At 66.9% G+C, this 20,610-nt stretch carries 18 protein-coding genes; 4 read left to right on the forward strand and 14 right to left on the reverse strand.

Translation table 11 applies throughout. The features are described 5' to 3' along the window. The first annotated feature begins 131 nt into the window (after positions 1-131). From GGR25_RS12985 to GGR25_RS12995, 3 genes are all read left to right on the forward strand, one after another. A complete protein-coding gene (locus tag GGR25_RS12985; RefSeq protein WP_183399197.1) occupies positions 132-1,262 on the forward strand; it encodes a type III PLP-dependent enzyme in 1,131 nt (376 codons plus the stop codon). A 28-nt stretch (positions 1,263-1,290) separates the two neighbouring features. After that, positions 1,291-1,842 (forward strand): GNAT family N-acetyltransferase, encoded by a 552-nt coding sequence (locus GGR25_RS12990; RefSeq protein ID WP_183399198.1) that lies wholly within the window; start codon positions 1,291-1,293, stop codon positions 1,840-1,842. A 154-nt stretch (positions 1,843-1,996) separates the two neighbouring features. Then, positions 1,997-3,436 carry a homospermidine synthase gene (locus GGR25_RS12995; RefSeq protein ID WP_183399199.1) on the forward strand — a complete coding sequence of 480 codons (1,440 nt, stop codon included), beginning with the start codon at positions 1,997-1,999 and terminating at the stop codon, positions 3,434-3,436. A gap of 35 nt (positions 3,437-3,471) precedes the next feature. Here GGR25_RS12995 and GGR25_RS13000 read toward each other — a convergent pair whose 3' ends face one another. Both GGR25_RS13000 and GGR25_RS13005 read right to left on the reverse strand, forming a co-directional pair. Continuing rightward, positions 3,472-5,220 carry an amidohydrolase gene (locus tag GGR25_RS13000; protein ID WP_183399200.1) on the reverse strand — a complete coding sequence of 583 codons (1,749 nt, stop codon included), beginning with the start codon at positions 5,218-5,220 and terminating at the stop codon, positions 3,472-3,474. A gap of 180 nt (positions 5,221-5,400) precedes the next feature. Then, the gene (locus GGR25_RS13005) at positions 5,401-6,339 is read right to left on the reverse strand and encodes a lytic transglycosylase domain-containing protein (protein ID WP_183399201.1); all 939 of its coding nucleotides are present in this window, start codon (positions 6,337-6,339) and stop codon (positions 5,401-5,403) included. A gap of 70 nt (positions 6,340-6,409) precedes the next feature. Here GGR25_RS13005 and GGR25_RS13010 point away from each other — a divergent pair, with 70 nt between their 5' ends. Then, the gene (locus GGR25_RS13010; protein WP_183399202.1) at positions 6,410-6,775 is read left to right on the forward strand and encodes a hypothetical protein; all 366 of its coding nucleotides are present in this window, start codon (positions 6,410-6,412) and stop codon (positions 6,773-6,775) included. Between the two features lie 6 nt (positions 6,776-6,781). Here the strand turns inward: GGR25_RS13010 and GGR25_RS13015 are convergent, their stop codons facing one another. The 12 genes from GGR25_RS13015 to GGR25_RS13070 all read right to left on the reverse strand — a co-directional run bounded on the left by GGR25_RS13015 (position 6,782) and on the right by GGR25_RS13070 (position 20,565). Continuing rightward, positions 6,782-7,768: a WD40 repeat domain-containing protein gene (locus tag GGR25_RS13015; protein ID WP_183399203.1), complete on the reverse strand. Its 987-nt coding sequence runs from the start codon at positions 7,766-7,768 to the stop codon at positions 6,782-6,784. Positions 7,769-7,845: 77 nt separating this feature from the next. Next, complete coding sequence (locus tag GGR25_RS13020) at positions 7,846-8,925, reverse strand: CobW family GTP-binding protein (RefSeq protein WP_183399204.1); 1,080 nt, start codon at positions 8,923-8,925, stop codon at positions 7,846-7,848. A 95-nt stretch (positions 8,926-9,020) separates the two neighbouring features. After that, positions 9,021-10,010: an ABC transporter ATP-binding protein gene (locus GGR25_RS13025; protein WP_183399205.1), complete on the reverse strand. Its 990-nt coding sequence runs from the start codon at positions 10,008-10,010 to the stop codon at positions 9,021-9,023. After that, positions 10,007-11,014 (reverse strand): ABC transporter ATP-binding protein, encoded by a 1,008-nt coding sequence (locus GGR25_RS13030; protein WP_183399206.1) that lies wholly within the window; start codon positions 11,012-11,014, stop codon positions 10,007-10,009. Before GGR25_RS13030 ends, GGR25_RS13025 begins: the two co-directional genes overlap by 4 nt. A gap of 3 nt (positions 11,015-11,017) precedes the next feature. Continuing rightward, the gene (locus GGR25_RS13035) at positions 11,018-11,917 is read right to left on the reverse strand and encodes an ABC transporter permease subunit (RefSeq protein ID WP_183399207.1); all 900 of its coding nucleotides are present in this window, start codon (positions 11,915-11,917) and stop codon (positions 11,018-11,020) included. Next, positions 11,907-12,917: an ABC transporter permease subunit gene (locus GGR25_RS13040; protein ID WP_183399208.1), complete on the reverse strand. Its 1,011-nt coding sequence runs from the start codon at positions 12,915-12,917 to the stop codon at positions 11,907-11,909. Before GGR25_RS13040 ends, GGR25_RS13035 begins: the two co-directional genes overlap by 11 nt. A gap of 101 nt (positions 12,918-13,018) precedes the next feature. Then, positions 13,019-14,605 (reverse strand): ABC transporter substrate-binding protein, encoded by a 1,587-nt coding sequence (locus tag GGR25_RS13045; protein ID WP_183399209.1) that lies wholly within the window; start codon positions 14,603-14,605, stop codon positions 13,019-13,021. A 145-nt stretch (positions 14,606-14,750) separates the two neighbouring features. After that, entirely contained in the window at positions 14,751-15,677 is a 927-nt protein-coding gene (locus GGR25_RS13050; protein WP_183399210.1) for an NAD(P)-dependent oxidoreductase, read from the reverse strand. 105 nt (positions 15,678-15,782) lie between these two features. Continuing rightward, positions 15,783-16,592 carry a creatininase family protein gene (locus tag GGR25_RS13055; RefSeq protein WP_246409611.1) on the reverse strand — a complete coding sequence of 270 codons (810 nt, stop codon included), beginning with the start codon at positions 16,590-16,592 and terminating at the stop codon, positions 15,783-15,785. A gap of 23 nt (positions 16,593-16,615) precedes the next feature. Beyond that, complete coding sequence (locus GGR25_RS13060) at positions 16,616-17,971, reverse strand: 8-oxoguanine deaminase (protein WP_183399211.1); 1,356 nt, start codon at positions 17,969-17,971, stop codon at positions 16,616-16,618. 131 nt (positions 17,972-18,102) lie between these two features. Then, positions 18,103-19,452, reverse strand: a complete 1,350-nt coding sequence (locus tag GGR25_RS13065) for an 8-oxoguanine deaminase (protein ID WP_183399212.1) — start codon at positions 19,450-19,452, stop codon at positions 18,103-18,105. Between the two features lie 84 nt (positions 19,453-19,536). Then, positions 19,537-20,565, reverse strand: a complete 1,029-nt coding sequence (locus GGR25_RS13070; RefSeq protein WP_183399213.1) for a YeiH family protein — start codon at positions 20,563-20,565, stop codon at positions 19,537-19,539. Positions 20,566-20,610: the final 45 nt, after the last annotated feature.

The following is a 20,610-nucleotide window of genomic DNA, read 5'->3' on the forward strand; positions in this document are numbered from 1 at the left end:
TTCTTCCGGCAAATCGGATCGCCATCTGCGCTCCGGCCGCGTCCACAGCGGCCGGCGTGAAGGTTTCGCTCCGCTCGCTCGTTTCGCAACGCTTTTTTGGGCCTGTCGCTGGGCTCATGGGGACAACTGAGATGACCGCTCGCATCATCGATTTCCTGAATACCCGACGTCCTGAGGGCCCCTGCCTCGTCGTCGACCTCGAGGTCGTGCGCGAGAACTATCTCAATTTCGCCCATGCCCTGCCGGACACGCGCATCTTCTACGCGGTCAAGGCCAACCCGGCTCCGGAAGTGCTGAAGCTGCTCGCCTCGCTCGGCTCGAGCTTCGACTGCGCTTCGGTGGCCGAGATCGACATGGCGCTCGCCGCCGGCGCGAGCCCGGACCGCATCTCCTATGGCAACACGATCAAGAAGGAGCGCGACATCGCCGCTGCCTTCGAGCGTGGCATCCGCCTTTATTCGGTCGACTGCGAAGTCGAGGTCGAGAAGGTCGCCCGTGCGGCCCCCGGCGCGCGCGTCTTCTGCCGCATCCTCTGCGACGGTGCCGGCGCGGAATGGCCGCTGTCGCGCAAGTTCGGCTGCGAGCCTGAAATGGCCGTCGGCGTGCTCGAGCATGCGCACCGTCTGGGTCTGCGCGCCTATGGCGTGTCGTTCCATGTCGGTTCGCAGCAGGGCAATGTCGAGGCCTGGGACGGCGCGCTCGCTTCGGCGGCGGAGATCTTCCGCACGCTGGCCGAGCGCGGCATCCAGCTCTCCATGGTCAATCTCGGCGGCGGTTTCCCGACTCGCTACCTGAAGGACATTCCGGGCGTGGAGAGCTACGGCTCGGCCATCGACGGTGCCCTGAAGCGCCATTTCGGCAACCGCATTCCCGAGACGATCATCGAGCCGGGCCGCGGCATGGTCGGCAATGCCGGCATCATCAAGTCGGAAGTCGTGCTCATCTCGAAGAAGAGCGAGCAGGACCAGGTGCGCTGGGTCTATCTCGACATCGGCAAGTTCGGCGGCCTCGCCGAGACGATGGACGAGTCGATCCGCTACCCGATCCGCACGATCCATGATGGTGACGACAGGGCGCCGTGCATCCTGGCCGGCCCGACCTGCGATTCGGCGGACGTCCTCTACGAGAAGACGCCGTACGAACTGCCGGTCACGCTCTCGATCGGCGACGAGGTGCTCATCGAGGGCACCGGCGCCTACACGACGACCTACTCGGCCGTCGCCTTCAACGGCTTCCAGCCGCTCGCTTCCTACGTGATCTGATCACCGGGCATTCGAAGGCGTCACGAACATGATTCATCTCGGCGTCGAGGCGCCGGCGGAAGCCGGCGCCCGTGAGATCCTGCTCGACCGCACCATGGGCGAGGGCCGCTTCACGAAATCCTCGGAGCGGCTGCGTGAAGGCCGCCTGCCGGCGGAGGGCCTTGCCCTCGTCGCGCGCGACGGCGACAGCATCGTCGGCACGGTGCGCCTGTGGAACGTCTCGGCCGGCGGCCGCGACGCGCTGCTGCTCGGCCCGCTGGCCGTGGCGCCCGAGCTCCAGGGCGAAGGCGTCGGCTCGAAGCTGATGCGCCTCGCGCTCAACCGCGCGGCTGCGGCCGGGCATGGCGCGATCGTGCTGGTGGGCGACGCGCCCTATTACAGCCGTTTCGGCTTCGCGAACGGCCTGACGGCGCGGCTGCTGATGCCGGGCCCGGTCGACCGCAACCGCTTCCTCGCGCTCGAGCTTCGTTCGGGTGCGCTGGCGGGTGCCCGCGGCCTGATCGTGCCGACCGGCGACCTCGTCGCGCCGGCCCTCGTTCCCGACCTCGCAGAGCGTCTGCCGGTCCGTCTCGCAGCCTGATTGCAGCTTCGGCTCGTCACCGCCCCCGCCCGATGATGTCGGGCGGGGTTACTTTTGCCTGTTCTTTTTCTGTATCGTCACGCAAGGAGGCTATGAGCTGCCCTATCGGCAGCCTTGCCGAAGTCGTCGTGCCAAGTTCAAGGAGTACACCGATATGACCAGTTGGCCTGTATATGGTCGCATCGATGGCCCCGTCGTGATCATCGGGTTCGGATCCATCGGCCGCGGCGTCCTGCCGCTGATTCGCCGTCACTTCGCGATCGATCGCTCGCATATCGTCGTCGTCGAGCCGAGCGACGAGAATTCCGGCCTGCTGGCGACCTTCGGCGCACGTCATGTCCGCGTGGCGCTGACGCGCGAGAACTATCGCGAGATCCTGACGCCGCTGCTCACGGCGGGACCGGGCCAGGCGTTCTGCGTCAACCTCTCGGTCGATACCTCCTCGCTCGACATCATGCGCCTGACGCGCGAGCTCGGCAGCCTCTATATCGATACCGTCATCGAGCCCTGGCCGGGCTTCTACTACGATCACAAGGCCGATCCGGCCGAGCGCTCCAACTACAGCCTCCGCGAGGCGCTCCTCGCCGAGAAGCGCGCCAATCCGGGCGGCGCGACCGCGGTCTCGTGCTGCGGCGCCAATCCCGGCATGGTGTCGTGGTTCGTGAAGCGCGCGCTGCTCGATGTCGCCCGTGACATCGATCTCGAATTCGACGAGCCGAAGACGCGGCCCGAATGGGCGGAGCTGATGCGCCGGACCGGCGTCAAGGGCATCCATATCGCCGAGCGCGACACGCAGCGTTCGCGCAATCCCAAGCCCCTCGACACCTTCGTCAACACCTGGTCGGTCGACGGCTTCATCTCCGAGGGCCTGCAGCCGGCCGAACTCGGCTGGGGCACGCATGAAAAGTGGGTGCCCGACCATGCCCGCACCCATGACACGGGCTCGGGCGCGGCCATCTTCCTGCTCGGGCCGGGCGCCGACACGCGCGTGCGCAGCTGGTGCCCGACGCCGGGACCGCAGCTCGGCTTCCTGGTGACGCATAATGAGGCGATTTCGATCGCCGACCACTTCACGGTCCGCGAGGCCGGCAAGGTCGTCTATCGCCCGACCTGCCACTATGCCTATCACCCGTCCAACGACGCGGTGCTCTCGCTGCACGAATTGTTCGGGCGAGCCGGCAAGCCGCAGTCACGCCAGCACATCCTGACGGAAGAGGAGATCATCTCCGGTCGCGACGAGCTCGGCGTGCTGCTCTATGGCCATGCCAAGAACGCCTATTGGTACGGGTCCCGGCTGACCATCGACGAGGCGCGCGAGCGCGCGCCGTACCAGAACGCCACCGGCCTGCAGGTGACCTCGTCGGTCGTCGCCGGCATGGCCTGGGCGCTCGCCCATCCGAGCGCCGGCATCGTCGAAGCCGACGACATGGACTATCATTTCTGCCTGCGGGTGCAGCGGCCCTATCTCGGAACGGTCGAGGGCATCTACACGGACTGGACGCCGCTCACCGGCCGGCCGGGCTTCTTCCCGGAGGATATCGACGAGAGCGACCCCTGGCAGTTCCGCAACGTGCTGGTTCACTCGCTGGCGTGAGGCTGCCCCGCGAGGGGCGGGACAGCCCCTCGCGCTCAGGCGGTGCCGTGAACGACCTTGCCGTTCATCAGCGTGAGGTCGATCTTCGTGGAGGCGATGTCATAGACATCGCCTTCGAAGATGTTCTTCTCGAGCACGATCAGGTCCGCGAACTTGCCCGTCTCGACGCTGCCGACCTTGTCGTCCAGCCGGATCTGCCAGGCGGCGCCGAGCGTATTGGCGTGCACAGCCTGCTCCAGCGTCAGCCGCTCCGAAACCGGATGCAGAATCGGATTATTGGGATTGCCGATCAGCTGGCGCGTCACCGCGATCTGGATGGAATCGAGCGGCTTGTAGGTCGAGAAATAGCCGGCCGCCGGCCAGTCCGTGCCGAAGGATATGCGCCCGCCGGCCTCCAGCGCGGTCTTGGCGCGGTAGATCTTCTGCTGACGCTCGCCGTACCGTTCCTTCATGTTGATCAGCGTGTCGGGATCGGCGGAGAACCAGTTGGCCGAGAACTGCGCGTTGACGCCGAGCGGGCGAAAACGCGGAATATCCTCTTCGGTCACATAGACGAGATGGGCGATCGTGTGGCGCCGCTCGCGGGCGGGATTGGCGGCGATCGCCTTCTCGATGGCGTCGAGCCCCATCCGGGCGGTCCCGTCACCGCAGGCATGGATATGCACGTCGAACCCGGCGGCATCCGACATGCCGACCAGCTTGATCCAGTCCTCCGTCGAGAAGGGCGAGCCGCCACGGAAATCCGGGCGGTCCGAATAGGGCTCGACCAGCCAGGCCGTATAGCCTTCCTGCGTCCCGTCGCCGACGATCTTCATCACCGAGACATTGACCAGCTCGGAGGAGACCGACGCATTTATCTTCTTCAGTTCAGCCACCGCATCGTCGATCGGCGGCGACTTGACGATGTAGGACCCGACGACGCGGAACGGCAGGCGGCCCTGCTTGTCCAACGTTGTGTACATCGACAGCACCGTAGCCTGGTCGGCGCCGATCGGCGGCACGCCCGCATCGAAAAGCGACGTGATGCCGGCCGCCGACGCGCCCGGCAGCCAGTCGATCATCAGGCCCGCCATCGCATCGGGCGAGATCGGCTGCACGGCGTTGACGAGCTGCAGGACGGCGTTGACCTCCAGCGCGTAGCCAGTCGGGAAGCCCTCCTCGTCGCGGGCGTAATAGCTGAAGCGCGGGACTGGATCCGGCGTATCCTTGCCGATCTTGGCGATCTCGAGCGCCTTGGAATTGGCCCAGAGGCTGTGCCCGTCGACGGCGAAGAAATAGGCCGGTCGGTCGGGAATGATCTTGTCGATCAGCTGCCGGGTCGGGCCCGACGGCGGGAACATGTCGACGCGCCAGCCGAAGCCCCGGATCGGGCCGGTGGGATTCGCCTTCGCATGGGCTTCGATCGCGGCGAGAACAGCATCGAGATCGGGAAGCTGGAGATTGAGGCCGGAGGTCAGGAACGCGCCGAGGAAGGGATGCGTGTGACCCTCGACGAAGCCCGGCATGACCAGCCGGCCGTCGAGCTCGACGACTTTCGTCCCCTCGGTCTTGAGCGCATCGATCTCCGCATTGGTGCCGACGGCGGTGATCTTCTTGCCGGAGACGGCGACGGCCTCCGCCCAGGGCTGCTTCGGGTTCTGGGTATAGACCTTGCCGCCGCGCAGGATGAAGGTCGTGCCCGTCTCCTCAGCCGCAAAGGCCGGGAGCGACGTGGTACCCAGAGCCGCGGTGCAGGCGAATGCTGCGCCGAAAAATCCTCGCCGGCTGATTCCATGCGCCTGCATCAGGCGGGAGGACTGACCGGACGCAAATTGACCAAGGACATCATTCAAGCCGCAATTAATGCACAAAAGAACCTCCCTGAATTGCGCCCTTGAAATGGTCGCTCGAAGAGACTTTGGCGTGCAGAGGATAGTGTGACAAGTCGTGTTCGTTGAACTTGGCGCGCCTTGGCTATCAAGGCGTCAATTTCTCAGCACGACACAATTGCCGCCCGCGCGCTTCAGATCACGGCAGAACGCGCTCGCCTCCTTCAGAGTTCCCGCAGGCAGGCGCACGCGATAGAAGGCGTGCCGGCCGCGGCCGGGTGCGCGTGATCCCAGGATGAGCGTCGGCTTGCCGGCGAGAAGCGCCGGAAAGCGCCCGGCCTGCCGTTCATAGGCGGCGATCGCCCGCGCTTTCGAGAAATTGCCGGCGAGCTGAACGCCATAAGGGGCATAGACGCCGTCATAGATCCGCGGCGCGGATTTGCGGATCGCCGCGACCGTGGTGGCGCAGTCCGCCATGGCCGTCTTCACGGCAGAAATGCGCGGCGCCCTGGCGCCGGTGCCCGGCCGCGCCATGCCGGCATCGATCTCGCCGGGACCGATCGGGGCGGGCGTCGGCGCGGCAGGCGCCTCGCGTCCCTTGGCCGCCCATTCGGCGACCGGGCGACCGGTGATGAACAGCACATAGTCTTCCGTTTCGAGCGGCAGGTAGCCGCCATCGGCGATCCAGCGGGCGAGGCGGGTCGGGCCGGCATTATAGGCGGCGGCCGCAAGGCCGAGATTGCCGAACCGGGCGCGGAGCGTCGCGAGATAGCCGGCCGAAGCGGGGATCGCCGCCTCCGGATCGAACGGATCCTCGAGCCCGCGCTCGGCGGCGGTTCCGGGCATGAACTGCGCGATGCCCTTGGCGCCGGCCGGGCTGGTGACGCCGGGGCGGAACGAGCTTTCGCGCCAGATCAGCCGGGTGAAGAAATCGACCGGCAGCGCCTCCGCCGAAGCGGACGTCTCGATCAGCCGGCAGATCGTCTGCTCGGTCGTCTCGCCCCCCGCGGGCAAAGCCGCGAAGCCTCCGGTCGGCAGGACCAGCAGACCGGCGAGCGCGGCGAGCAGGGCGCGGAACCTGGCGCGAAATTGCATGCAATCCCGCTGCGGACGTGAATAGTCTCGCTGCGAGGAAGATGAGCGATTCGCCGGTGGAGGAGACCCCATGCCAAAGCTCAGTCAGTGGTTCATCAAGTCGGCCGTGATCTATGTGATCCTCGGCATGCTGCTCGGGATTGCAATGGGCATGAAGCAGGACTTCACCCTTGCGCCCGCGCACGCGCATCTCAACCTGATCGGCTGGGTCTCGCTCGCGCTGATGGGGCTTTATTACAATGCCGTGCCGGCCAAGGCAGCCTGGCGCGCCGCCTTCGTGCAGTTCTGGATCTCGACCGTGGGCGTCTGGGTCATTATCCCCGGCCTGATCCTGACGCTGCTGCAGGTCCCGGTCGGCGAGCCGCTCGTGATCCTCGGCTCGCTGGTGACGCTGATCGGCATGATCCTCTTCGCGATCAACGTCTATCGCAGCTGATGGGCTTCAGCCGCGCAGATCGACGATCCCCGCCACACCTTCCTCGGTGCCGAAGGCGAGGCGGACGCCCGCCTTGTCCCAGACCAGCGCGCTGATCGGCCCGCCTTCGCCGGCCTGCCGCAGCGCGGCCTCGCCGCCGTCGCCGTAGCGGCCGGCGAGGATCATGCCGTCCTTGTAACCGATCGCCACGACCTCCTCGGTCGGGTGGCACGCGACGAAGGAGACGATGCTGGTCGGCCGGTTGCCGACCTGCAGCGGTTGGCGGCCCATCGGGCCGTCCTTGAAATGGAACGGCCAGAGCACGGCCATCTCGGCGCCGGAGGTCGCGAGGAAGCGGCCCTTCGCCGACCAGGACATCGACCTGACCTTGCCGGGATAACCGGACATGCGCATATGGCCGCCGCCATCGGCGACGCGCCAGCCATGCAGCGCGTTCTCCTGCATCGACGTGACCAGGAACTTGCCGTCCGGCGAGAAGGTCACGCCGAGATGCGAGCCCTTCCATTCGAAATCGGTCGGCTTGGCGTCGGTCGCCGGCCACCAGAGCGAGGCGCCATTGTAGCGCGCGACTGCAAGCCGGAGGCCCTTGGGCGCGAAGGCGAGGCCGCCCACGGTGCGCTCGTGCTGCAGCACGCGCTCCTTGCCATCCGGCAGATGCACCACCGCCTCGCGGCCATAGGCGAAGGCGAAAGCCCCGTTCGGGCCCGTGGCGAGCTGGTCGATCCACTTCTTGGGCCGACTCGCGAGCTCGACGAGACCGCCGGCCGCATCGCTGGCGACGACGCGGCCGTCATCGCCGGAGGTCAGCAGCTGCTCGCCATCGGCGCTGACGGCCGCGGCGAGCAGGCCGCCCTGATGCGCGACCGACGTCTCGGCGGCGGCGCCGTCGACCCGTGCGACCCGCCCGTCGCCGAGCGCGAAGACCGGCGTGCCGCGGAGAAAGGCGGCGCCCACGACGAAGGCACCGAAGGGGAAGGTCTGCAGGGTCGGCATCGTCCGTCGGTCGGTCGGGAGGAGAGGGAAGCCGGCGGCGCGCCGCCGCCGGCTGAACAATTCAGGTCTTGGCGATCCTAGTTCTTCTTGGCCAGGCAGGCTTCGAAGCTCTTGCGGATCGCGTCTTCGTTCAGCTTGCGGCCAATGAAGACGAGTCGGCTCTCGCGCGGCTCGTCATCGCGCCAGGGGCGCTGATGCGTGCCCTCGATGATCATGTGCACGCCCTGGATCACATAGCGGTCCGGGTCGCGGTCCATGGCGAGAATGCCCTTGAGGCGCAGGATGTTCGGCCCCTCGACCTGCGTCACCTCCTGGATCCACGGGAAGAACTTGCCGGGATCGAGCTCGCCGCCGCGCAGCGAGATCGAGAACACCGACTCGTCATGCCGCGGGTGGTGGTGATGGTCGTGATCGTGGTCGTGACCATGATCGTGACCATGGGCGTGGCGGTGATGGTGGTCGTGATCGCAGTCCGGGCCGCATTCATGATCGTGATCATGATCGTCCTCGCCCTCGAGGAATTCGGGATCGAGGGTCAGGATGCGGTCGAGGTCGAACGCGCCGCGGTCGAGCACCTTGTCGAGGTCGATCGCCGAGCGCTCCGTCCGATGGATGGTGGCGTGCGGGTTGATCTCGCGGATGCGCCGCTCGACGGCCGCGATCTGCTCGGCGCTGACAAGGTCGATCTTGTTCAGCAGCACCACGTCGGCGAAGGCGATCTGCTCCTCGGCCTCGGGCGAATCGTCGAGCCGCTTCAGGAGGTTCATGGCGTCGGCGACGGTGACGACGGCGTCGAGCCGCGACTTGGCGCGCACGTCCTCGTCCATGAAGAAGGTCTGCGCGACCGGCGCCGGATTGGCGAGGCCCGTGGTCTCGACCAGGATGCCGTCGAAGCCGCCGGGCCGCTTCATCAGCCCTTCGACGACACGGATCAGGTCGCCACGCACCGTGCAGCAGACGCAGCCATTGTTCATCTCGTAGATCTCTTCGTCGCTCTCGACGATGAGGTCGTTGTCGATGCCGATCTCGCCGAACTCGTTGACCACCACCGCATATTTCTTGCCGTGGTTTTCAGAGAGGATGCGGTTGAGGAGGGTCGTCTTGCCGGCCCCGAGATAGCCCGTGAGCACGGTTACCGGAATCTGCGTTTCCGCCATCGGTCAATCTCCGGCCCGGCCGAGGGCGCCGGGCGAATGAGGGAAGTCGAGGTAGGGTGATATAGGCGATGACGCGCCGATTTGCACGGGGGCCGTTACAATGTTCGCCCGCTCATCGCCTCGTTCGCCGCCCAGCACGCGACCAGCGTCTCGCCGTGTATTTCGAGTTCCGGCCGTTCGCGTCGGCAGCGGTCGAAAGCGAGCGGGCAGCGTGGGTTGAAGGCGCAGCCGGCGGGGGGATTGAACGGAGACGGCAGTTCGCCCGTGAGGCGGATGCGCTCGCGCGGCCGCTCCGGGTCGGCGACCGGCGTCGCCGAAAGCAGGGCCTGCGTATAGGGATGCAGCGGATTGTCGAAGAGGGCGTCGCGCGGTGCCTGCTCGACGATGCGGCCGAGATACATGACCGCGACCTCGTCGGCCATGTGGCGGACGACCGACAGGGAATGGCTGATGAAGAGATAGGCGAGGCCGAAGCTCTGCTGCAGGTCGACGAGGAGGTTCAGCACCTGAGCCTGGACCGAGAGGTCGAGCGCGGAGACAGGCTCGTCGAGGACGAGGATCTTCGGCTGCAGCATCAGGGCGCGCGCGATGGCGATGCGCTGGCGCTGTCCGCCCGAGAACATGTGCGGGTAGCGGTCGGCATGCTCGGGCCGCAGCCCGACGCGCTGGAGCATCGCGCGGGCCGCCTCGCGCCGCGCGGCGGCGTTGCCGCCGCGGCCGTTGAGCGCGAGCGGCTCCGTCAGCGCATCGAGGATGGTCTGGCGCGGATTGAGCGAGCCATAGGGGTTCTGGAACACGATCTGGACGTCGGTGCGCAGCGCGCGCAGCGCTGATTTGTCCGCCGTGCCGATATCGACGCCGCCGATGTCGAGCCGTCCCGATGTCGGGGGCTCGATCATGGCGACGAGGCGGGCGAGCGTCGACTTGCCGCAGCCGGATTCGCCGACGATCGCGAGCGTGCGCCCGGCTTCCAGCCTGAAAGACGCGTCGGCAAGGCCTTTGACGGTCGCGGTCGGGGCGAAGGCGCCGCGGCTGACGCGATAATGGCGGGCGAGATGGCTCGCTTCCAGGACCGTCGCATTCATGCCGCCACCTCGCGGCCCGCCGGGTTGGGGTGGCCGATCGGCCGCCCATGGGTGAGCGGGTAGTGGCAGAGCGCGAAGCCGGCGAGCGCGCCTTGGCGCGGCGGCGCCTTGTCGCGGCAGCGTGCGGTGGCGAAGCGGCAGCGCGGCTCGAACAGGCAGGCGGGCGGGCGGTCGAACTGTCCGGGCACGACGCCCGGGATCGAGGGAAGGTGCCGCCCGGTCGAGCGCTCCGGCAGCGCGGCGAGCAGCGCCGCCGTATAGGGATGGTGCGGGTCGGCGAAGAGGTCGCGCACGGCCTGTTCCTCGACCTTCTGCCCGGCATAATGCACCGAGACGCGTTGCGCCGTTTCGGCGACGACGCCCATGTCATGCGTGATCAGCACGAGCCCCATGCCGGTCTCGCGCTGCAAAGCGATCAGCAATTCGAGGATCTGCGCCTGGATCGTCACGTCGAGCGCCGTGGTCGGCTCGTCGGCGATGATCAGCTTCGGCTGGCAGGCGATCGCGATGGCGATCATGACGCGCTGGCTCATGCCGCCCGAAAGCTGGTGAGGGAAGGCGGAAAGCCGCCGCTCGGGATCGGGGATGCCGACGGCGGCGAGCAGTTCGATCGAGCGTGCGCGGCGCTCGCTCCGGGAAAGGCCGAGATGGGCCTTCAGCGTCTCGCCGATCTGGAAGCCGACCGTGAAGCACGGATTGAGGCTCGACATCGGCTCCTGGAAGATCATCGCCATGTCCTTGCCGACGATCCTGCGCCGCTCGCGCGCCGACAGATGCGCGATGTCGTTGCCGTCGAAGACGAGGCGCCGGGCAGAGACCTTCGCCGACCAGGGCAGCAGCCCCATCACGGCGAGCATGGCGACCGACTTCCCGGAGCCGGATTCGCCGACAATGGCGAGGATCTCGCCGGCATCGACGCTGAGCGAGACGCCGTCGACGGCGCGAAACAGGCCGGAGGCGGTGCGGAACTCGACCGTGAGGTCCTCGATCTCAAGGAGCGCCATGGCTCAACTCCTCCGCATCTTGGGATCGAGTGCGTCGCGCAGGCCGTCGCCGACGAGGTTGATCGCGATCACGGTGATCAGGATGGCCAGGCCCGGCTCGGTGACGATCCAGGACGCGCTCTGCAGGAATTCGCGCGCCGAGGCGAGCATGGCGCCCCATTCGGGCGAGGGCGGCTGTGCGCCGAGGCCGAGAAAACCGAGCGCCGCGGCCTCGAGAATCGCGTTCGAGATGGTGAGTGCCGCCTGGACGATGATCGGCGCCATGCAATTGGGCAGCACGGTGCGGAACATGATGTGGAACGTGCCGGCGCCGGCGACGCGGGCCGCGGTGACATAGTCGCGCGATTTCTCGGTCAGCGCCGATGCCCGCACGAGGCGCACATAGTTCGGCAGATAGACGACCGTGATCGCCACGATCGTGTTGGTGAGGCTCGGGCCGATCACCGCGACGATCACGATGGCGAGCAGCAGGCTCGGCACGGACAGGATCACGTCCATCGCCCGCATGATCAGGATCGAAGGCCAGCCGGTGAAGAAGGCGGCGACCAGACCGAGCACGATGCCGAAGACCATGGAGGCGGCAACGACCGCGAGGCCGATGAAAAGCGACAGCCGCGCGCCGAACATCAGCCGCGAGAGCATGTCGCGGCCGACCTCGTCGGTGCCGAGCGGGAAGGCGGGATTGCCGCCCTCCTGCCACATCGGCGGGATGCGCACGAAATCGCGGAACTGCTCGACAGGGCTATGGGGCGCAAGGAAATTGGCGAAGATCGCGACGAAGACGAGCAGCGCCAGGATGAAGAAGCCGGCGACGGCCGCCCGGTTCTCGGCGAAGGCGCGCACGAACGAGGCGAAGGCGCCGGGCGGCGCCATGACGGCGGGTGCGGTCCGGTCAGCGGGCATGGCGGATCCTCGGATTGAGCACGCCGTAGAGCAGGTCGACCAGGATGTTGATCAGGATGACGATGCCGGAGACCAGCAGGATGCCGCCCTGCAGCACGGGATAATCGCGGCGCTGGATCGATTCGATCAGCCAGGTGCCGATGCCGGGCCAGGAGAAGATGTATTCGGTCAGCACGGCGCCAGCCATCAGCATGCCGACCTGCAGGCCGATCACGGTGACGACGGGAATGAGCGCGTTGCGCAGCGCATGGATGCCGATGACGCGGAACGGCGAGAGGCCCTTGGCGCGCGCCGTGCGGACATAGTCCTCGCCGAGCACCTCCAGCATGGTCGAGCGGGTCATGCGCGCGATCGTCGCGAGCGGGATCGTGCCGAGCACGACGGTGGGCAGGATGAGATGCGACACCGCCGAGGCGAAGGCGCCGTCCTCGCCCGAGAGCCAGCTATCGATCAGCATGAAGCCGGTCGTGGGCTCGAAATAATAGAGCAGGTCGATGCGGCCCGAGACCGGGGTCCAGCCGAGCGTCACCGAGAAAAACAGGATGAGCAGCAGGCCCCACCAGAAGATCGGCATGGAGAAGCCGGTGAGTGCGACGCCCATCAGCGAATAATCGACGAAGGTGCCGCGCCGCGTCGCCGCGATCACGCCCGCGGGAACGCCGAGCACGACCGCGAAGATCATGGCCGAGAGCGCCAGTTCGAGCGTCGCCGGAAACAGCGTCGTGAATTCGGTCAGCACCGGCGCATGGGTCGACAGCGACGTGCCGAAATCGCCATGGGCGAGCTGCCAGAGATAGTCGAGGAACTGCTTCCAGACCGGCTGGTCGAGGCCGAGCTCGTGGCGGAAATAGGCGAGACGCTCGGGCGATATGCCCCGCTCGCCGGTCCGCACCTCGATCGGGTCACCGGGAACGAGACGGATGGCGACGAAGGTCAGGAAGGCGATCGCGATGAAGGTCGGGATGACCAGCAGGATGCGCCGGACGACGAAGCTGAACATGAGGGGACCCGTGGTGGGCGGCGCGCCAGGGCGCGGCGCCTGGTCCGGCATCGCCGGGAGAGCGCAGGCGTGGCCCGCAATCTCCCGGCTTTGCGAGAGGCCTATTTCAGATCGACATCGGTGAATTCATGCCGGCCGAGCGGGCTGACCTTGTAGCCCACGACCTCCTTGCGCACCGGCTCGAACACCACCGAATGCGCGATGGTGAACACCGGCACCTCGTCGTGCTGGATCACCTGCATCTCTTCATAGAGCTTGGTGCGCTCGGCCTTGTCGAAGCTGGCGCGTGCCTTCTTCAGCTTGTCGTCGAAGTCCTTGTTGCACCATTTGGCGAGGTTCTGCCCGCCTTCACGCGCGGCCTCGCAGCCGAGCAGGAAGAAGAAATTGTCGGGATCGCCATTGTCGCCGGTCCAGCCGAGCTGGCCCATCTGGTGCTCGCCCGCCTGAAGCCGCTTGCGATACTCGCCCCATTCATAGGAGACGAGGTTCGTCTTGATGTTCAGCTTCTCGAGGTCCGACTGGATGATCTCGGCGACGCGCTTGGCGTTCGGATTGTACGGCCGCTGAACCGGCATCCACCAGATGTCGGACTCGAAGCCGTTCTCGAGGCCGGCCTCCTTGAGCAGTTCCTTGGCCTTCTCGACATCGTGCGGATAGTCGACGATCGCGTCGTTATAGCCCCAGATGGTCGGCGGGATCAGGTTCTTGGCCGGCTGGCCGGCGCCGAGATAAACGTCCTTCAGGATCGCCGCCTTGTCGATCGCATAGGTGACGGCGAGGCGCACGCGCTTGTCGTCGAACGGCTTCTTGGTCACGTTGAAGGCGAGATAGCCGATATTGAGGCCCGGCTGCTGCATCAGGTCGACATTGGGATCCTTGCCGATCGCCTCGAGATCGGCTGGGTTCGGATAGGGCATGATGTGGCATTCGCCATTCTGCACCTTGGCCCAGCGGGCCGTCGGATCCTTGGTGATCGCGAAAACCAGGTCGATCTTCGGCTGACCACCCCAATATTCGGGGAAGGCCTTGAAACGGATCACCGCGTCCTTCTGATAGGCGACGAATTCGAACGGGCCGGTGCCGACGGGCACCTGGTCGACCTGCTCGGGCGTGCCGGCCTTCAGCATCGCGTCGGCATATTCGGCCGACAGGATGGTCGCGAAATCCATCGCCAGATTGGCGAGGAACGGCGCTTCCGGACGGGTCAGCGTGAACTTGACCGTGTAGTCGTCGATCTTGTCGATCGACTTCAGCAGGTCCGGCATGCCCATGTCGTTGAAGTAGTCATACGCGCCGCCCGAAACGTCGTGATAGGGATTGTCCTTCTTCCACTGACGATCGAACGAGAAGATCACGTCGTCCGCGTTGAAATCGCGGGTCGGCGTGAACGTCTTGGTCGAGTGGAACTTGACGCCCTTGCGCAGGTGGAACGTGACCACCGTGCCGTCCGGCGACACGTCCCAGCTCTCCGCGAGCGCGGGAACGACATTGGTCGTGCCGGGCTCGAACTGGACGAGCTGGTTATAGGCCGGACGGGCCGCATCGAGCGACGTTCCGGTCGTATTGATCTGCGGATTGAAGTTTTCGGGGCTGCCCTCGGCGCAATAGACCAGTGTCTTGGCTTCGGCCGCGACCGCAAGGCCGCCCATGAGAACGGTCGCCGCCAGGAGGCGGGAAACAATCTTCATCACTGAACTCCCCTTCAGCGCAGCGTCGCGCGCTTCTGCATGTCGCCCCGGTGCGATCTCTTGTCGATTGGGCCGCTCGCCGGTGACTTAACTCCAATCGAGCCGAGGCGAGGCACGAAAGCAAGAGCGAATCTTGTCCGCTTGGTCAGCGTTTCAAAGCGCTTCGGATTTTCTCGACCACGGCCTCGGAAGATCGCAGGTGCGATTCGAGCGTCAGATCGGCGACACGGGGCGTGAGGATCAGGTTGGGCACGCCGGCAAAGACCGCTGCCGTCTCGATGGTCAGCGGCTCGGTCACGAAGCCGTCGAGCGCGGCGCCGCGCAGCTTGCCAACGGAGAGCATGTTGGCGACCGCCGCCTCGTCGACGACGCCGGAGGCGCCGACCGCGATCAGCACCGCGCCGGCCTTGATCCGGTTGAGCGCGAGCGTGCCGAGCTTGCCCTGCAGCTCGCGGCGCGGCGGGAGGTGTACGCTGACGACGTCGGCGCTGGCGAGGACGTCGTCGAATTCCCGGCGCTCGATATCCTGCCAGACGGGATGGCTGTCCTTCAGCAGAGGGTCCCAGCCGATCACGCTCATGCCGAGCGCCCGCGCCCGCGCCGCAGCGCTCCGCGCGCCGAAATCGAGGCCGACGAGACCGAGCGTTCGCCCGCCGATCTCGCGTCCCATCAGGAGGCCGCGCGGCCACTGGCCCGTCAGCATGTCGCGGTTCGAGAAGAAGACGCCGCGCGTCAGTACCAGCGCGGCGGCGATAACATATTCGCCGACGGCATCGGCCATGGCATCCGGCGTGCGGACCACCGCGATCCCGTGGGCGTCGCAGCTCCCCATGTCGATATTGTCGGAGGGCAGCCCCACCTGCGCAACGACGCGGAGCTGGTAGGCCTGGGCGATCAGCGGCACGTCAATCACCGTGCGGTCGCGGATCACCAGCGCCAGCGCGCCGCGCAGGAATTTCCTGAGCGCCACCGGGTCCATGCCGAGCGTCGGCTCGTAATGCACCTCGAAGTCGCGCGCGAGATCCGCGACCGACTGCTTGTGCATGAACTCGGTGATGACAATGTCGACCAACGCCGCCCCCGGGCTACGCGGCCTCTGTCGCCAGCCCCCCGCCGGACTTCACTTTATCGGTCCGGCGGCGCGGCTCAAGCGGATCGGCGGCGGCTTTTTCGCGCGTCAGCGCGCCGGGCGCCAGAGCCGGTCGATGTCGAATCGGTGCATCTCTTCGAGAAGCTCGACGAAGAGCCGCGCCTGATAGTCGACGATCTGCCGGCCACGCTCGGCTGTCGCCCGCGCCGCATTGCCGACCGCGCCTTTCGGATTGAGGTCCTGCGCCTTCCAGCCGATCCGCGCCGCGGCCTGGTGGAAGCGCAGATGCTTGAATTCCTTGAGGAGATCGAGCTGGGCGGAATGGAAGTCCTCGGCGAGCTCCATCTTCACGAGATCGGGTCGCAGATGCAGCATGATCGACGTCTCGTCGTCGCCGCCATGGATGCCGTAGAGCTTCTCGCGCGGCTCGACGAGACCGGTCGGCTCGCCGACGCCGGCCCAGCCTGTCGAGACGACCATCATGTCGTGCTTGATCCGGAGTTCGCGGGCGAGGATGTCGGCGATAGCGACATTGCCGCCATGCGAGGTGACGATCACCAGCTTCCGCACGCCGGCCCGCGCAATCGAATCCGCGATCTCGGTCCAGATGCGGATCGCCGTTTCCCAGGAGAAGGTGATCGTGCCGGGCGAGGAGATGTGCTCGTTCGACTTGCCGATCGGCTGGATCGGCAGGAACGTCGCCGGCAGGCCGGCGGGAAGCAGCTCGACCGCCCGCTTCACCATGCCCTCGCCGATGCAGTGATCGGTATATACGGGCAGATGCGGCCCATGCTGCTCGATCGCGCAGACCGGGAGCACCGCGATCCAGTCCTTCGTCGACGGATCGAGAAAGTCGGGAGCCTGCATTTCGTGCCAGTAGGGGCGGGGGAGGGTCATCGCATCAGCCTCAACAGTGGAACCTAGATCGCCTCGAGAAACGCCTTCGCCGCCTCGCCGTGCTCGTGACGCAGCTTTGCGAGGTCGACGCCGACAGGCTGGCCATTCTCGACCCGCCATTCGCCCTTGACCATGACGCGATCGGCCGCATGGGCGCCGCAGAGCACGAGGGCGGCGATCGGATCGCCGGCGCCGGAGAAGCGGAGGTCGTCGAGCGACCAGAAGGCGAGGTCCGCCTGCTTGCCGACCGCAATGGTGCCGATGTCGTCGCGGCCGAGGCAGCGCGCCGAGCCTTCCGTCGCCCAGCGCAGCGCATCGAGATGGGTGACCGTCTCGGCGTTATATTTGAGCCGCCCGAGCATCAGCGCGTGGCGGACGGCTTCCATCAGGTTGGAATTGTCGTTCGAGGCCGAACCATCGACGCCGAGCCCGACCGGAACACCGGCGGCCTCCAGCTCCTTGGTGCGGCAAAGGCCCGAAGCGAGGACCATGTTCGAGGTCGGGCAATGGCAGACGCCGACGCCGTGCCGGCCGAGCTTTGCCACCTCATCATCGTCGAAATAGATGCCATGCGCGAGCCAGGTCCGGTTCGTCAGCCAGCCGCAATCTTCGAGATAGTCGGCCGCCGTCATGCCATGCGTCGAGCGGGCGAAGGCCGCTTCCTGCGCGGTTTCGACGAGATGGGTGTGCAGGCGGCAATCATGCTTCTCGGCAAGCGCGGCCGTCTCGCGCATCAGGTGCTTGGTGACGTCGAAGGGCGCGTTCGGCGCGAGCGCGACGCGCGTCATCGCCCCGTCGGCGCGGTCGTGATAGCGCGCGATCACCTGCTCGCAATCGGCGAGGATGACGTCGTCGTCCTGGATCGCACCGCCCGGCGCCACCGCCTGGCTGTCCTCGCCGCCCGAGAGGTCGAGCGCGCCGCGGGTGAGCGTCATGCGAAGGCCCAGCGCTTCCGCCTCCTCCGCCTCGATGTCCATCGCGTTTTCGAGGCCGGAGGGAAAGAGGTAGTGGTGGTCGGAGGCACAGGTGCAGCCGGACATCAGCAGCTCGGTCATCGAGAGCCGCGCGGCGAGGCGGAAATTCTCCGCGTTCACGTGCCGCGTCCAGACCGGGTAGATCGAGGTGATCCACGGCCAGAGCGACTTGTTGATCGCCTTGGGATGGGCCCGCGTCATCGTCTGGAAGAAGTGGTGATGCGTATTGACGAGGCCGGGCGTCACCACATGGCGCGAGGCGTCGAACACCGCATGCACCGGATGGGCGGGCTCGGCGCCCGAGGGCACCAGCTCGACGATGCGCCCGTCCTCGACGACGACACCGCGCTCGGCTCCCACAGCCAAAGCCGCGATCGGGTCCTTGATCCAGCGCCGCTCCGCCATTCCCATCCTCATCGATGCCCGGCTAGCGACAAGATATCGTCGCGCCTTGCCGGGCAAGACCATATGTGCGGCAAGGATGGGGACGATGTGCAGCGCAGGACCCGAACTGCGTGCAGATCGCCTGATCGAACCTAGACGCTCTCCAGGAACTTCTTCGCCACGCGGCCATGCTCGTAGCGCAGTTCGGCGAGGTCGACGCCCGGCGGTACGCCGTCCTCGATCCGCCAGGCGCCCTTCACCATGACGCGGTCGGCCTTGTAGGCGCCGCAGAGCACGAGCGCGGCGAGCGGATCGCCGGCGCCCGAGAAGCGCAATTCGTCCAGCGTGAAGAAGGAGAGATCGGCCTGCTTGCCGACGGCGATGGCGCCGATATCGCTGCGGCCGAGGCAGCGCGCGGAGCCTTCAGTCGCCCAGCGGAAGGCGTCGAAATGGGTCACCGTCTCGGCATTATAGGTGAGGCGGCCGATCATGAGCGCGTGGCGCACGGCTTCCATCAGGTTGGAATTGTCGTTGGACGCCGAGCCGTCGACGCCGAGCCCGACCGGGCTGCCTGCCGCCTCCAGCTCCTTGGTGCGGCACTGGCCCGAGGCGAGGACCATGTTCGAGGTCGGGCAATGCGAGACGCCGACGCCGGCCTTGCCGAGGCGAACCATCTCGTCGTCGTTGAAATGAATGCCGTGCGCCAGCCAGACGCGGTCGTTGAGCCAGCCGACCTCCTCCAGATAATCGACCGGCCGGTAGCCGAAATGCTCCATGCAGTAGACGTTCTCGTCGCGCGTCTCGCCGAGATGGGTGTGCATGTGGCAATTGCACTTCGCGGCCAGTTCGGCCGTCTCGACCATCAGCCGTTTGGTGACGTTGAACGGCGCGCAGGGCGCAAACGCGACCTGCAGCATCGAACCCTCGGACGCGTCGTGATAGCGGCCGATGACGCGCTCGCAATCGGCGAGGATGACGTCGGTATCCTGCACCGCGCCCTGGTCGGCATTGCCGCCCTCGTCGGCGGTGAGGTTCAGCGAGCCGCGCGTCAGCGTCATGCGCACGCCGAGCTTCGCCGCCTCCTCGGCCTGGATGTCCATTGCGAATTCAAGGCCCGGCGGAAACAGATACTGGTGGTCCGAAGCTGTGGTGCAGCCCGAGATCAGCAGCTCGGTCAAGGCAAGGCGCGTGGCGAGGCGGAAATTCTCGGGGTCGACGTTCCCAGCCCAGATCGGAAAGAGCGCCTGGAGCCAGGGAAAGAGCTCCTTGTTGATCGCCTTCGGATGGGCGCGCGTCAGCGTCTGGAACATGTGGTGATGCGTGTTGACGAGGCCCGGCGTCACCACGTGGCGCGAGGCGTCGAACACCGAATGCACCGGGTGGGCGGGCGCTGCGCCCTTGCCGACAAGCTCGACGATCCGCCCGTCCTCGACCACGACGCCGCGTTCGGCGCCGTCGGCCAGAACCGCGATCGGATCCTTCACCCACACCCGTTCGGTCATCGCATGCCACTCTCGGAACATTGATCTGCGGGCCGACGCTAGGGCCGGCGCCGCAAAGTTACAAGGTTTCGGCATGCCGCATTCTCAGGCAAACCCGGCGATCCGAACGAAGGCGAGGCTGGCGAGGATGAGCACGCCCAGCGAAAGCGCGGCGGCGATCGCCACCCGCCCGCCCGACTTGGCGAGGCTCCGCAGGTCCGCGCCAAGGCCGAGCCCGGCCATCGCGATGACGGTCAGCACGGTCGAGGCCGCCCGTGCGAAGCTTGCCGCCGCGTCCGGCACGACGCCGAGCGTCCTGAGCGCCGCCAGCGCGAAGAAGCCGAGCAGGAACCAGGGAACGAGCTTGCCGAAGGGCAGGCGGGGACCACTGCGACCGTGGATCAGCGCGAGGCCGAGCAGGACCGGGCCGAGCATCATGACGCGCAGCAGCTTGACGATCGTCCCCATCTGCACGCTGGCGAGCCCGATTGGCGCGGTCGCCGCCAGCACCTGCGGCACCGCATAGACGGAGAGGCCGGCGACCACGCCATACTGGATCGGAACGAGGCCGAGCAGGGGGACGAGCAGGGGCAGGAGCAGGACCGTCAGGATGCCGAGGACGGCGGTGAAGGCGATCGAAGATGCGACTTCCGTCGCGTCCGCGCCGATCACCGGCGCCGCGGCGGCGATGGCGGAATTGCCGCAGATGGAATTGCCGGCTGCGACCAGCATCGCCATGCCGTGCCGGAGGCCCAGCAGGCGCCCGATCGCGTAGGACGCGCCGATGGAGGCGAGCACGATGACGGCGACGCCGGCGAGCAGGCGGCCGCCCGCGCCGGCCACCACGGTTCCGTCGACGGAAAGGCCGAGCAGCACGATGGCGAGTTCCAGCGGAAGCTTGGCGCTGAAGCCGATCCCGCGCTCGAGCGCAGCCGATTCCGGGAAGCTGGTGCGGATGAGCGAGCCGAGAAGGATGGCGAGCACGAGCGGCTCCAGCCAGACACGGCCGAACAGCGCGCCCTCGGCCTCGGCGACAAGGCTGGCGAGCACGGCGACGCCGCATGCCGCGAGGATGCCCCCCACCAGGGGGCCGGGATGGGACAAAGGCCGGGAAGAAAGAGTGAATGCAGGCATGACAGCCTCCGGATCGAATGAGGCCGCTTATCCTCCCGGTAAACC

Origin of the sequence: Kaistia hirudinis, assembly GCF_014196455.1 — a bacterium.
Classification (GTDB): domain Bacteria; phylum Pseudomonadota; class Alphaproteobacteria; order Rhizobiales; family Kaistiaceae; genus Kaistia; species Kaistia hirudinis.

Coding starts and splice junctions, on each gene's coding strand:
- GGR25_RS12985 (WP_183399197.1), top strand. CDS start 132: ATGACCGCTCGCATCATCGATTTCCTGAATACCCGACGTCCTGAGGGC.
- GGR25_RS12990 (WP_183399198.1), top strand. CDS start 1,291: ATGATTCATCTCGGCGTCGAGGCGCCGGCGGAAGCCGGCGCCCGTGAG.
- GGR25_RS12995 (WP_183399199.1), top strand. CDS start 1,997: ATGACCAGTTGGCCTGTATATGGTCGCATCGATGGCCCCGTCGTGATC.
- GGR25_RS13000 (WP_183399200.1), bottom strand. CDS start 5,220: ATGCAGGCGCATGGAATCAGCCGGCGAGGATTTTTCGGCGCAGCATTC.
- GGR25_RS13005 (WP_183399201.1), bottom strand. CDS start 6,339: ATGCAATTTCGCGCCAGGTTCCGCGCCCTGCTCGCCGCGCTCGCCGGT.
- GGR25_RS13010 (WP_183399202.1), top strand. CDS start 6,410: ATGCCAAAGCTCAGTCAGTGGTTCATCAAGTCGGCCGTGATCTATGTG.
- GGR25_RS13015 (WP_183399203.1), bottom strand. CDS start 7,768: ATGCCGACCCTGCAGACCTTCCCCTTCGGTGCCTTCGTCGTGGGCGCC.
- GGR25_RS13020 (WP_183399204.1), bottom strand. CDS start 8,925: ATGGCGGAAACGCAGATTCCGGTAACCGTGCTCACGGGCTATCTCGGG.
- GGR25_RS13025 (WP_183399205.1), bottom strand. CDS start 10,010: ATGAATGCGACGGTCCTGGAAGCGAGCCATCTCGCCCGCCATTATCGC.
- GGR25_RS13030 (WP_183399206.1), bottom strand. CDS start 11,014: ATGGCGCTCCTTGAGATCGAGGACCTCACGGTCGAGTTCCGCACCGCC.
- GGR25_RS13035 (WP_183399207.1), bottom strand. CDS start 11,917: ATGCCCGCTGACCGGACCGCACCCGCCGTCATGGCGCCGCCCGGCGCC.
- GGR25_RS13040 (WP_183399208.1), bottom strand. CDS start 12,917: ATGTTCAGCTTCGTCGTCCGGCGCATCCTGCTGGTCATCCCGACCTTC.
- GGR25_RS13045 (WP_183399209.1), bottom strand. CDS start 14,605: ATGAAGATTGTTTCCCGCCTCCTGGCGGCGACCGTTCTCATGGGCGGC.
- GGR25_RS13055 (WP_246409611.1), bottom strand. CDS start 16,592: ATGACCCTCCCCCGCCCCTACTGGCACGAAATGCAGGCTCCCGACTTT.
- GGR25_RS13060 (WP_183399211.1), bottom strand. CDS start 17,971: ATGGCGGAGCGGCGCTGGATCAAGGACCCGATCGCGGCTTTGGCTGTG.
- GGR25_RS13065 (WP_183399212.1), bottom strand. CDS start 19,452: ATGACCGAACGGGTGTGGGTGAAGGATCCGATCGCGGTTCTGGCCGAC.
- GGR25_RS13070 (WP_183399213.1), bottom strand. CDS start 20,565: ATGCCTGCATTCACTCTTTCTTCCCGGCCTTTGTCCCATCCCGGCCCC.